A 12,897-nucleotide genomic window follows, 5' to 3' on the forward strand; every position below is an offset into this window, starting at 1 on the left:
CAAACCCGGGGCGATTCAGTTTCCAAACATGGTTGGTCATACAATGGCAAACGCGGTTGGCGAACACAAGTCATTTATCAAAACAATAAAAACACGGCACGGGCAGCTGGCCGATGGTAACAACAAGAACGAGTAAAACATCTAAGACCGTATCTTTTATATTTAACGGCAGGTGACTCGCGAGTAAGACCGCAACATAGCGCGTGGAACTACATACTTTTACCAATTGAACATAATTTCTGGCATACGCATTATCCGCCGAACGGTTGGAACTGTAGGTGTAAAGTGGTGAGCTTAAGTGATGCAGACATCAAACGCATGGGCTTAACTATTACACCAGATTCAGCACTTAAGAATTATCAAAAACCATTTACTGAAGTTGAACCAAAAACAGGTGAAGAGCTAGAACGATTAACAGGCATAGACTTAGGCTGGGATTACAATCCAGGTCTTGCATGGTTGGGTGCAGACAAAGTAACAGGCCAGATGTTAGCGAAACTCGATCACCAAATTAGAGAAGTTGCCACACCAATTTTTAATAACGCCATTAATGAAAGCCAAAGTTATTTTAAATCTCAAGTTGCGACGATTGCAGCTAAGCAGTCGCTTGGTAAACCAGATTATGGAACAAAATTGACGCTAGGGCACTTGCATCCAAATTTATTTAAAACCGTTTTGGATATCGCGCCCGAAACTAAAAGCCCTTTGGTTGTCATCGATGAAGCCATGATAAAAACGGCGATTCAATTAATCGGGTTTGAGCAAACATCTGAACTAATGAAGCTAGTCCAAACACAAGCCGATCCCACCTTTAACCATAGTGTTTTGCAATATGTGGTAAACGGAATTCTTATCACCATTGAGGTTGGCCCAGATATGAATCGTGTGGTTGCTGTTAAACAAGTTGATGTTTAAACCATATTTAAAGCCTGTTTAAAGGGCGTTTAAACGTTTTTAAATATGGCGATTATTAGTCTAATTCTAAACGTATTGTGAGCAGGAATGAGCGGGTTTTGTCTAAAATCAAATGTACTTTTTGTTTTTGGGGTTTTGACTCGAAAATTTATGAGAACCAGTATTTATGGGCTTTCAGAGGAATCGAAAGTTGGATTTCAGAGTTTGGTTAAATCTAGAAATGAACGACCTCTTACACTTATAAAAATGTCCGATACCGTCTAGTATAGGACATTACGCGAGGTACAAATAAGAACGAAGCGTTGAAAGGTTAGTCCTATTACTCTAATGATTCATAACTCAACCTAATTTAACATAATATATATTATGGGATGTAAATGTAATTAGTTGTATCTCTCTATCTATTGTATTAAATAAGACCTCGCACTCAGTATTATGGCGAGCTTACTGATACGAATGCACGCTTTCACTTTAAACTTAGTAAATTTTGCACTGCTTAAACCGCCAAGTATGTCTCAACCAATCAGATAATAGGTTTTGAATGTGTGCTCTCTCAATTTCAAGTGTTTTACAAATCCAAAAATAAACTTCACACTCAAATGATTCATCTCGACTCGGATCAATATACACACTCCCAAAGCATCGGCTCGTATCTTCATTTGTAATTGAATATGCAAAAGCATCTTGATTTATGTCTAATACATTAAAGGTTTGATTTTCTGGAATTGATATATTGTGCTTTGCTATATGCTTTGAAAATCCTTGCATGTTGAATTATACCCTTAAAGCTTAGAAATACTTATTTAACATAACAGAAGCACACCTAGTTTCGTCAATTAGATGTGCTCTTTCTATAATTTCTTAATGCAATGCTGCGCTAAATGGAATGCTTTCGCAAATTTGGGCTTCAGCTATTAATATTTCTTCTAGTCTTGCATCAATCACACCTTTATCGAAATATTCATACCCTAACTCAACGAACAAGTTTTTATGTTTTTCTTCTGATTTTGCAATTGCGACATAAAAATCTTTGTCTTTACCTTCTGGCAATGCTTCAGCAACGAGTGAGAATCTTTCGTGGCCTCTAGCTTCAATTACAGCTGCAACCAGCAAGCGATCAATCAAAAACTCATCACTACCTTGACGGAACAAACCGCGCATTTTTTTGATATAAGGATCTTGTTTATCGTTGCCCAGTACTAAGCCTCTTTCATTTATTAACTTTAACACTTGCTTAAAGTGGATCATCTCTTCAATGGCCAAATCTGCCATTGCTTTAACTAGTTTTGTTCTGTCTGGGTAATGCCCAAGCATAGACATCGCCATGCCAGATGCTTTTTTTTCTGCAGCTGCATGGTCTTGTAAAAAAGTTACAAAATCGTCCATTACCTCATGTGTCCACTCAAATGGCGTATGGTACTTTAATTCAAACATTCTTCTCTATTTATTCTCAATAACGGCTATTAGGTTCTATTGTACTCAACACAGTACTATTTTTTAAGATGCTTTTTAATATCGGATATTATTTATCGAAACTATAAAGTGAAGAATCTTTGTCCACTTTGCCTATGCGTGTTGATTCGATTTTTAACGGGTGCCTTATTTCGTTCCAAGCAGTGACTTTTCCCTGCTTATTCAAATGTGGGATATTGATCTGCGAAACATTCATAAAACCAGCTAAGTGCTTATTACTTTCAGGGTCAGACAAATTAATGATCAAATTGCTTGAGCCTGAATTAGTTAAAAACTCAGTAACTCTAGCTTTATGATTGTAGTAACAACTTGTTAGATAATTATCGTCTTCAATTTTTTCCGAATTTAGATCAGGAAAGGTTGAAAAATAACAACGTTTCAAAGTTTCGTTAAACCCCCCTCCTCTTTCTAAAAGCTTTGGCAGCATTCTGGTCAATAATCTACGAATCGAAGGTAACCACAATGGCATTTCTCTTTCTAGATAGATAAATTGAGCGTTGGGGAAAAGCTGATATAGTTTGTCATAGTCATTGAATACAGGCGTATCTGCAATGAGTTGCGCATTTTTTATCGCATTTTGAGTGTAGGCAGTATGCGCAGTTTTTAACCCTATCTCTAGGCTTGCAACACAGAGACTGGTGGTCCCAGTTCTTGGTAAGCCCAAAACAAAATATTTCTCATTCATATAAAGTATAAAAAGCCATTAAACAGAGCCATACTGATAAGCACCAAAAAAGTTAACAACATCCCGAACACGCGTATACGGATATTGGCTTTGTTAAGCGCTATGGCATGAAGGACTCTACCAATTAAAAAAGTACTCGCGAATGCCAACAGCAAAATTGAACTAACTTTCTGAAACTCGAGTATAAAAAGAAGGATAACAGCTAAAGGCGTGTACTCTATAAAGTTAGCGTGTGCTCGAATAGCCGCACTCAAGTCAGTGTGCCCAGCATGCCCAATGCCAACTTTATGTTTTCTTCTAAGCTTTATAACATCAAAACTCAACTTAATATAGAAAAGCGTGCAAATTGCTGCGAATAAACCTGTAAACATGATGATGATGTCCCCTATTCAATGTCCATATATTTATGGTAATTATTGTATAAGGGATTGTAGGTTTATCAGCTGAAAAAATGAATCTATTTTCTTATTAATCTATATAATAAACGGCATAAACTTCTGCTTTAAGCTTAGTATCGCCAACATTGTAGGCATCGTTTACGCTCATAGTTTCTGCAGCCATCATTTTTCCTCGAGCATATGGTTGAACAGGCACACTCATTGGAGAAAATGAGACTGAGTATAAGCTGCCTACCTGTACTCCAAAACCATCTGCTAATTCTTTTGCCCCAAGTTTAGCTTGTTTGATTGCAGATGCTTTTAGCTCTTTCATGATTTCAGCTTTATCTTCAACAACAAACTGTGTGTTGTTGAATTGATTAATACCACTGTCTACAAAAGCTTGAAGTAACTCAGGGTATTTATTTACGTCTTTTAATTTTAGCGTTAAATTTCTTGAAACTTTAAAACCATCAAACTCTTCAACATTGGTAGTTCTGTTATATCTAGTTTGCTTGTAGACATTTAACTGCTCTGCATAGATCTGCTTGCTCTCAACACCATAGCGTTTCGCTATCTCTATAGCGCGAGTCATAACATCATCAACTTTAGATTTGGCAAACTGAAGGTTTTTATTTCTTTCATTTATTGCCACATTAACTATAGCAGTATCAGGTGCAACTGCCTTTTCTGCATAACCTTTTACATATAAATGTGGGGCAGTTGGTAGGCTCGCAGCCATTGCAGATGTACTTAAAAATACTGACATAATAGCGGTAACTAATCGCATGGGCTCTCCAAATATAGATTTAAGGTTGTTAACTCACATGCTTATTGAAACATAAATCAATTAATCATTCCTGAATAACTGTCTGCTAAGTCATTTGTATGTACTTGGTTTTTAAATTTTCAAAAAAAGGGCCATAGCGGCCCTTTAAGATTGAGTTTGGACAAATTACTTGTAGTTAGTGTGGTCAACTACTAAATTAATGTCGTTTTCACCTGAAATTTCCCAAATAGTGACACGCTCTGTCGTACCTGCAGGGTTATTACAAGAAACAGTTTGTCTAAATGTACGTGCATTTGAGTTATATAAAACATCATTTACTGCATAATGGTTAGTGTGGAACAGCGGCGTTGAGTCATAGCCATTAAATACTTTTGAATATGAGCCGTCACCTGCTGTTGCTGTACAGTAACCATCTTTAGTACCGTTATTAATATGCAGTGAAGAGGTGTAACTTACTTGCTCATACCAACCTGCACCTCCACAGTGCTGTGCTGGACCACTACAATCAGGCGTTTTCCATGCACCAACGCCAACTAGTTGCGCATCCCAAGTGATTTTTGGTAATGCTGGGATCTTGTGCTTAACTACAAACTGCTCGCCGTTTGCAGACTCACAGTTCATCGCTAATACTCGTGTACGTTGAAGCTGTTCTTCTGTAAACTGACCTTGTAAGGAAATTGAGTCTACAGTGTAAGCCTGTGCGCCGCCTGGTGCCGTACCTACAGGTGCGATTACTGTGCCTGTGATTTCGTCATAAACTACGCCAGTTTCGCATTTATCGAATGCGTCATTGCGGAATAACCAACCATTAAATGTGCGAGCGTTCAAAGAGTCAGTTACGATACGGTTTACAACGCCTTCAGTGTACTTTGATTCACGGTTATAACCATCTAAGTCCTGTACTGTAACACTGGCTACTGCGGTATCAACTGCTAGTAAAGAAACTACGGCTGCGAGAAGTTGGATTTTCATTTTATATTGCCTTTATTTAGGTTAATAATAAATTTCCTTTCATTTAAAAGAAAGGTAATACATAAATTTAGTGAGTTTTAGTCTTTCTCATGGGGAGGATTTTTATAGTCTCCCGGTACTCGAGGCAAAATTTACCGACAAAGAATTAAGATGTAAATGGTATAAAATTTATTATGCAGGTGGGTTTTCTAGATATTCACAACCGCTCTTAATGTGTATTTATGAGAGCAGTTTTTTCTGTGCCAAATTGAGCGCAATGTATTTATGCCATTTAATTTCAACGAGATACAAGAAAAAATAAGAAAAGGAAAATGCTATTTTGAGTAGGGTAATTATTATTTTATATGTATCGTTAACATATTATTATTATGACAATGTTTTTTATTTGCTTTTTATCTTAAAGAAAAAACAATTTAAATTATAACAAAGTATTTTATCTTCCTAATAATTAGCTCATTAGCTTGAAAGCTTTTGTTCAATTAAATTCTGTATTTTAAAAATATAGGTTTATCTACTTTTTAATTCCATACGCCTTTTTCAATGAGTTCGAGATGAATATTTCTTCTTGTGGTAGAAATAAATTTGCGTGAGCACTAATTACTTGCTTCTGAATGAGCGGCTTTTGTAGTGCTCTCTCAAATAAATCGACAGCCTTTCGGCCTTTTTTTGAGTCGGAGCAGGCTATATAACCGAAAATAGTTGCATCTGTATCACCTATTGCGTGAAACGATATATCCTTTAGTATTTCTTCTGAAGGATAGTCGTTTACAAACACAGAGCTGTATTCAATCATCCCATCTAAGCGCCCATGAACTAACATTTTCCGAAGTCGAAATGCACTGTCGTTCCCTTCACTCACAAATAACCTTTCTGAATTAGCTTTAATAAAGTCGTCAATTTCTATCCCATATGAGCGCCCTTTTGTTACGCCGATCCTTAAACCAAGAGACAAAACTTTTTCTAAAGTGACTTCAACAGATACAAACTTTTTGTTTCTTAAGATAAGGCGGTTTGAAGGGAATGCCATTAGAGGAAGCGAAACAAAAATAGCCATAGCTTCTCGTGCTGGTGTTTTAACTTTGTTGTAAAGGCATATATTCTTGTGATGCTCTAGCTCTCGCCACTCTCTTTCTCTGCTGGCAGGAACAAACTCTATAGCCATTTCATCTTTAAGGCTTCTAGCAATAATAAGAAGTAATTGTGTTGCTAAATCCCCAGGAGACTGGCCAAATGAAGGGTTATAATCAGAGACGATTTCTATCTTAATTGGCTTTGAATAAGCCAAACTTGAGACCAAAATAAAAAAAACACATATAATTCTTAACAGCATAAAACTTCCTATGTGAAGCACTCCATGCTGTGAAACACACCTAAATTGTAGCTAGTAAGTCGATATTGCGCTAATTTTGATTTATTTTTATAAAGTGAATAAAGAAAAAAGCCCTTCATTTGAAGGGCTAAAAATTTAGATGCTGCAGCGCTTGTAGTTACGATATTCTGGCATCCAATAGTTCTTTTCTATCGAACTCCAGATTAAGTCGTCCGGCATATCAAGAGATACACCTTCTTCCATAGCTTTCTTCGCGACTGCAAAAGCAATACGCTTACTCAACTGTTCAATCTCTACTAGAGATGGTAATAAGGTACCCTTGCCTGTGTTAGCCCAAGGTGATGATTCGGCTAATGTTTCACTTGCAACCATTAGCATAGACTCAGTAATGCGCGAAGCTTTAGCAGCTAATACACCTAAACCAATACCTGGGAAAATGTAACTGTTATTACATTGTGGGATCACATAGCTTGTTCCCTTGTATTCAACAGGCTCGAATGGGCTACCAGTAGCTACAATAGCGTGACCTTCAGTCCACTCGATAACATCTTTAGGGTGTGCTTCTACCTGACGAGACGGATTGCTCAGAGGGAAAATAATTGGCTTTTCGCAACCTAAGTGCATTGCTTTGATTACCTGCTCAGTAAATAAGCCTGGCTGTCCAGAAACACCTATCAGAATATCAGGCTTCGCGCAGTGCATAACATCTAACAGCGATGCGTATTCACCACTGTAGTTCCAGTTTTCTAAATTAGTATTAGACTGAATAAGTGCAGCTTGGAAATCTCTTAACCCTTCCATACCTTCGGTTAACAAGCCAAATCTATCGACCATGAAAACTTGGCTACGAGCTTGCTCGTCACTAACACCTTCAGAAACCATTTGAGCGATAATTTGCTCTGCGATACCACAACCTGCCGAGCCAGCACCAACAAATACAACTTTTTGCTCCGATAATTTAGCGCCTTTAACTCGGCAAGCTGCCAATAATGAACCCACTGTTACAGAAGCCGTACCTTGAATATCATCGTTAAAGCAACAAATTTCATCTCTGTATCTTTTTAGAAGTGGCATTGCGTTTGGCTGCGCAAAGTCTTCGAATTGAAGTAGCACATTCGGCCAGCGGCGTTTAACAGCTGAAATAAATAGCTCTAAAAACTCATCGTATTCTTCTTGGCTAATACGCTTATGTCTTGCACCCATGTACATAGGGTCATTTAATAGTTTTTCGTTATTGGTACCTACATCAAGCATCACTGGCAGTGTGTATGCAGGGCTAATACCACCACATACTGTATAGAGTGCTAGTTTACCGATTGGGATCCCCATACCACCAATACCTTGGTCGCCAAGACCAAGAATGCGCTCGCCGTCAGTTACAACGATAACTTTTACTTTACCTTTAGTCGCGTTACGCAAGATGTCATCAATGTGGTGGCGGTCTTCATACGAAATAAATAAACCACGAGAACTACGGTAGATGTCAGAGAACTTCTCACACGCGTCACCTACAGTCGGCGTGTAAATAATTGGCATCATCTCTTCTAGATGATCTCTCACTAAACGATAATATAGTGTCTCGTTATTGTCTTGAATTGCTCGTAAGTAAATATGTTTATTTAGATTGTCTTTAAAACTTGAAAATTGCTGGTAACAACGCTCTACCTGCTCCTCAATTGTTTCATAACGAGGAGGAACTAAACCGGCTAGGTTAAAGTTTTCACGCTCACGCTGGCTAAATGCACTACCTTTGTTAAGAAGAGGCGTTTCCAGTAATGTCGGGCCAGAATATGGGATGTAGAGGTAATTAGGATCGGTTTGTTTAGTCATATTTACAAGCTGTGACTCTTAATTTTTAATATAAGGGATAATTATTGCCTAAGTACACAAATTTTCAATGACTTTAGTGCACGTCAGACCAATAAAACGACCCTGTAAACGGATTAGCAAGCCGTAAACAGGGTCGTACATTATAACTGAATAATGTTGAATATCCTACGTTTTACTCGCTAGATTCACCAAGAGCCACGCCTTCTCTTCGTGGATCAGCGCCACCGAACAACAGGCCTTCTTTTATTTCTATTGCATGGATGCCGGAATTTAAGTCAGAGATCCTAACAGTATGCCCCTTGGACTCTAACCAAGGCTTGATGGTTTTCAAACCAGTCCCTTTTTCGAGAGTCGTGTATTTATTTCGATTTGTTACACGCGGTAAGTTAATTGCATGCTGTGGTGTCAGACCCCAATCAAGTACTCCAATAACAGTCTGAGCTACATAGTTTATGATTCTGCTACCGCCCGGTGAACCTACAACCAACTTTAGACTACCATCTTTGTTAAACACCATAACCGGAGACATTGAGCTTCTTGGCCTTTTATTGGGTTCTACTCTATTCGCCACCCATTGCCCGCCAATTTTTGGAGAAAGCGAAAAGTCTGTTAACTGATTATTTAGTAAATAACCATTCACCATTACCGTGGAACCAAAGCCCATTTCTATTGAACTGGTCATTGAGACCGCGTTACCTTTGCTGTCAACGATCGACAAATGTGAGGTTGAAGGTAATTCGTAGCTGTCATCTTTTGCGCATGCTACTTGGCCCATCGTTGGGTCGCCAACTGGCACATTTTGGTTATCTCGGTCTCCAATCAATCTTGCTCTAGATTTTAAATAAACTGGATTGAGCAAGCCTTGAGTCGGCACATTCACAAAATCCGGATCGGCAATAAAATGGTTCCTATCAGCAAACGCAAGTCTGGAAGCTTGTGTAAATAAGTGAACAGCTTCAGGCGCATTAGGCTTGTACTGAGCGAGTTTTTTTCCTTCAAGTAACTTCAGGATTTGCAACACGGTTAAACCACCACTGCTTGGCGGAGCCATCGAGCAAACCTTGTATTCGTGATATGACGTGCACACAGGAGCGCGCTCTTTACTTTGATAATTTGCTAGGTCTTCCATAGACAACAGTCCTGGCGCTATTTCAGACTTTTGAACCGCTCTCACCATATCTTCAGCATATTTACCTTCGTAAAAAGCCTTTGGACCATACTCAGCAATTTCTTTGTATATTTTGGCAAGCTCTGGGTTCTTAACTATCTTATCGATGGCAAGTGGCTTGCCGTCAGGATAAAAGTAATCTTTCGCTGGAGAAAGTTTCGTTAAACCTGGGTTAAACTCTTTTTTGAGCAGCATATGTAACCTTGGAGAAACTGCAAATCCTTTGTCTGCGAGTTCAATGGCTGGTATAAATAGTTTTCTCCATTTCAGTTTTCCGTATTTATCGTGCGCTTGCTTCATTACATGGATAATGCCCGGCACACCTACAGAGCGACCACCGACAACGGCTTCTAGCCAACGAACAGGCTTTCCTTCTTTGTCTAGAAATAATTTATGCGTTGCTTTTTTAGGTGCCGTTTCGCGGCCATCAAATGTCGTCAGGTAATCGTTACTTTTATCATAGTGAAGAATAAATGCACCACCACCAATACCCGAAGACTGGGGCTCGACTAAGGTCAGCACAAGCTGGGCCGCAATAGCAGCATCAATGGCATTGCCACCTTGTTGCAACATTAATTGCCCAGCTTTACTTGCATGCGGGTTTGCGGCAACGACCATGTATTTTTCCGAGATTTTTTCCTTTTTCAAGGTAAAACCAGTCGAAGCTTCTGGTTCTCGAACTTCTCTAGGTTTTGTTTCACCTGCGTAGGTTGCTGTAGGTAGTGCTGAGGCCAGTAAAAAGGCAATCAATGAGCGCTTATAGTTCATATTCATATTTATTAATTTTCAATCGTCGTTGGCATCATAAAGGTTAACAGGCACAATATACAAAAATAGCTAATATTGTGAACATGAGAATGCTTGGTTTAAACCTGCCCTTAAGTCGAAATTATATACTCCCGCCAATTGCGCTGTCGCTTATCGCCATACTATTAATGGCTTTCGATCTGAGAGATGCGCTTGAATTTCACCGCAGACTTATCAGTGACGGCGAAATTTGGCGTATTTGGAGTAGCCAATATATACATACTAATTGGACTCATTTGGGTTTAAATCTAATTGGCATACTGTTTATCTGGATACTTCATGCTGAGCACACTTCCCCGACCCGCTATTTTACCCACGTAATTTTATTGGGTATTTGGACAGGAGTTGGAATTTGGCTTTTTTGTCCTGATATCAAAGTATACACAGGCCTCAGTGGATTGCTACATGGAATTATCGTCTGGGGAGCACTAAAAGATATTCAAACAAAAGAGCCCACAGGTGTACTTTTATTCCTTGGCATTGCCGGTAAACTTGCATGGGAGCAATATGCAGGCCCTAGCAGTGAAGTGGGCAACTTGATAAGTTCACGCGTTGCCGTTGAATCACATTTGATTGGAGCGATTGGCGGTGTTGTGTTAGCTATCCCACTGCTTAAAGACAAGCTTGGATTTACTAAGACTTAAAAAAACAGGCGGCCTTTGTTAAACAAGGCCGCGCAGCTATTTTAGTTTGACGAAATTTTAAATAACCTGCCGTTGATCCCCACCCCACTGGACTCCCAAACAATTAAATGAAACTCATCACTTAATTTTGTAATAGAATGAAAATTCTGATTGTCTTGAATTGTTTGCTCGATTGGGAACACAGATGTCTCATCAATGTAATTATTTTGCCTAAACTCGATAACCTTTCCCTGAACACCAATTTTTTCCGGATAACTATATTGAGTCCAAATAACCATTATCTCATTTACAGACACAGCGCTTGCATCTAAAGGCTCAGAACCCTGAACGAAATAGTCTGCTACTATAAATTCAGTTGCAAAGGCCAAGGTATTGGCACTCGTCAAGGTGGCGATTCGGCCTGCCGCATACATTTGGTTATATCCACCGCCACTTTGCTTGTAACCTTTCCACGTGAAAAGTAACCGTCCTTCATCAAGCGTAATAACGTTCGGATAAAACTGGGCACGGTCCTGCTCTTGGTTTACAACAAGCTCATTCTCAAACTTTACTATCCCACTTGGCAAAAAGTCCGCAACGCGAGCTGCAATACCTGAGCCTTGACTGTCTGCACTTGGATCGTTAGTAATCCAAGTAAATATAGCCTTTGCATTATCAATTGCAGTTACTCTGGGTGCATTTTGAACACTTTGCGAAAGTTCGTTTACTTGAAATTGATTTTGTTCGATGAAAACACCATTTGGTTGCACCACGCCAATTGAAGCGAAAATACCAACGATTTGCTCGTCGTAGCCAGTCCATGTAACTAGCAACCTTCCATCGGACAACACAGTAGCGTCGGACATTGGCACCGACGATTGCTCAATCGCAATTTTCTGCTCGGGACCCAAAGTCCAACTATCATCGAGATTAATCGTAGCTACTCGTAAATAAACTTCATAAGTATTGTTCCATATTATAGCAATGCGACCATCCTTTAATCGCACAGACTCTGGCGGGTTCCATCCGCCCAGTTTATAGATGTCAGAAATAGACTGAACGTGACCAAGTGCCACGGATTTATCAGAATTAATATAGCCCAATCGACCTTTGACTTTGTTTGGGTAAGATGACTCAGCCCAAGTAAAAAACACTCTGTCTTCGCTCAACTGAGTGACATTTGGCTTAACCCCTTTTTTCCACTCTCCTTCAGTTACTAAAAATTCTTCAAACCCTACGATTTGCTTGGCTTGAATAAGGGGTGAATTATATAAGGTGCAGATAAGAAACAGATATAACGCGATAGCTTTTAAGATATGCATTGAATTTCTCCACTAGTAATCCTTACTACATGACGAATTTCGCTTAAATACATACGGTCAGGTTAGACTCAAATGAATTACCCTGACTAAGGTAAGCATATCTATACTATAGATCTAACATGACAATTGTGTTTTATACCATATTGGTAATTGCACCTTATTGAGGAATATTTTTTGTTAAAAAATCTAAAAACGCTGTGGCTTTTGGTGCCAATAATTCACGTTTTAAATATAGCGCGTAAGTCGAACTGAATGTTTCATATGGACTGAAAGTGTACAGAGCAAATAATTGTACTAATGAGTCTGAGTTTGCACAGTTTACTCATTCTTGTACCTATGATCCATGACAACATACTAACTCATATTTCTAAACTCGTAGAAAAATGTGTTGTGTTATTAAACCTTTGATTGATAAAACTGACCTTTCTATATGGGAAGTTGCTAAAGCGCACGACCTATATCACTCGGGTCAAGCAGTCGGAAAAATAACGCTCTCCATAAACGGTTGAGTAACAAAGTGCATTTGAATTCGGATTTGTCACTCTCGAATAGCACTGAAAGAAAGTGGAAAAAGCCAGCGTTACGCTTAATGCCAGTCAGTTAAC

At 39.0% G+C, this 12,897-nt stretch carries 12 protein-coding genes and 1 pseudogene; 3 read left to right on the plus strand and 10 right to left on the minus strand.

The window, feature by feature from the left end; translation table 11 throughout:
• Nucleotides 1-138 precede the first annotated feature (138 nt).
• Nucleotides 139-276, plus strand: a pseudogene (locus tag N482_RS26135) (phage minor head protein); the annotation flags it as partial.
• A 12-nt stretch (nt 277-288) separates the two neighbouring features.
• On the plus strand, nt 289-915 hold the full coding sequence (locus N482_RS14945; protein ID WP_063377789.1) for a hypothetical protein: 627 nt from the start codon (nt 289-291) through the stop codon (nt 913-915).
• A gap of 477 nt (nt 916-1,392) precedes the next feature.
• Here the strand turns inward: N482_RS14945 and N482_RS14950 are convergent, their stop codons facing one another.
• The 9 genes from N482_RS14950 to ggt form a co-directional block, all read right to left on the minus strand.
• The gene (locus tag N482_RS14950) at nt 1,393-1,683 is read right to left on the minus strand and encodes a hypothetical protein (protein WP_063377790.1); all 291 of its coding nucleotides are present in this window, start codon (nt 1,681-1,683) and stop codon (nt 1,393-1,395) included.
• Between the two features lie 93 nt (nt 1,684-1,776).
• Nucleotides 1,777-2,349: a tRNA-(ms[2]io[6]A)-hydroxylase gene (locus N482_RS14955; RefSeq protein ID WP_063377791.1), complete on the minus strand. Its 573-nt coding sequence runs from the start codon at nt 2,347-2,349 to the stop codon at nt 1,777-1,779.
• An 88-nt stretch (nt 2,350-2,437) separates the two neighbouring features.
• Nucleotides 2,438-3,073: a sulfotransferase gene (locus N482_RS14960; RefSeq protein ID WP_063377792.1), complete on the minus strand. Its 636-nt coding sequence runs from the start codon at nt 3,071-3,073 to the stop codon at nt 2,438-2,440.
• On the minus strand, nt 3,070-3,444 hold the full coding sequence (locus N482_RS14965) for an MAPEG family protein (protein ID WP_063377793.1): 375 nt from the start codon (nt 3,442-3,444) through the stop codon (nt 3,070-3,072). Before N482_RS14965 ends, N482_RS14960 begins: the two co-directional genes overlap by 4 nt.
• 97 nt (nt 3,445-3,541) lie before the next feature.
• Nucleotides 3,542-4,240: an SIMPL domain-containing protein gene (locus N482_RS14970; protein WP_063377794.1), complete on the minus strand. Its 699-nt coding sequence runs from the start codon at nt 4,238-4,240 to the stop codon at nt 3,542-3,544.
• Between the two features lie 165 nt (nt 4,241-4,405).
• Nucleotides 4,406-5,212, minus strand: a complete 807-nt coding sequence (locus tag N482_RS14975; protein ID WP_063377795.1) for a hypothetical protein — start codon at nt 5,210-5,212, stop codon at nt 4,406-4,408.
• Between the two features lie 511 nt (nt 5,213-5,723).
• A complete protein-coding gene (locus N482_RS14980) occupies nt 5,724-6,542 on the minus strand; it encodes an ABC transporter substrate-binding protein (protein WP_155730602.1) in 819 nt (272 codons plus the stop codon).
• Between the two features lie 135 nt (nt 6,543-6,677).
• Nucleotides 6,678-8,372 carry an NAD-dependent malic enzyme gene (locus N482_RS14985; protein WP_063377796.1) on the minus strand — a complete coding sequence of 565 codons (1,695 nt, stop codon included), beginning with the start codon at nt 8,370-8,372 and terminating at the stop codon, nt 6,678-6,680.
• A 172-nt stretch (nt 8,373-8,544) separates the two neighbouring features.
• Nucleotides 8,545-10,308: a gamma-glutamyltransferase gene (ggt, locus tag N482_RS14990; RefSeq protein WP_063377800.1), complete on the minus strand. Its 1,764-nt coding sequence runs from the start codon at nt 10,306-10,308 to the stop codon at nt 8,545-8,547.
• An 83-nt stretch (nt 10,309-10,391) separates the two neighbouring features.
• On the opposite strand from ggt, the gene rrtA reads away from it, so the two are divergent.
• Nucleotides 10,392-10,991 (plus strand): rhombosortase, encoded by a 600-nt coding sequence (rrtA, locus tag N482_RS14995; RefSeq protein ID WP_231100874.1) that lies wholly within the window; start codon nt 10,392-10,394, stop codon nt 10,989-10,991.
• Between the two features lie 41 nt (nt 10,992-11,032).
• Here the strand turns inward: rrtA and N482_RS15000 are convergent, their stop codons facing one another.
• On the minus strand, nt 11,033-12,292 hold the full coding sequence (locus N482_RS15000) for a hypothetical protein (protein ID WP_063377798.1): 1,260 nt from the start codon (nt 12,290-12,292) through the stop codon (nt 11,033-11,035).
• Between the last annotated feature and the right edge of the window lie 605 nt (nt 12,293-12,897).

Origin of the sequence: Pseudoalteromonas luteoviolacea NCIMB 1942, from assembly GCF_001625595.1 — a bacterium.
In the GTDB taxonomy this organism is placed as follows: Bacteria; Pseudomonadota; Gammaproteobacteria; order Enterobacterales; family Alteromonadaceae; genus Pseudoalteromonas; species Pseudoalteromonas luteoviolacea_A.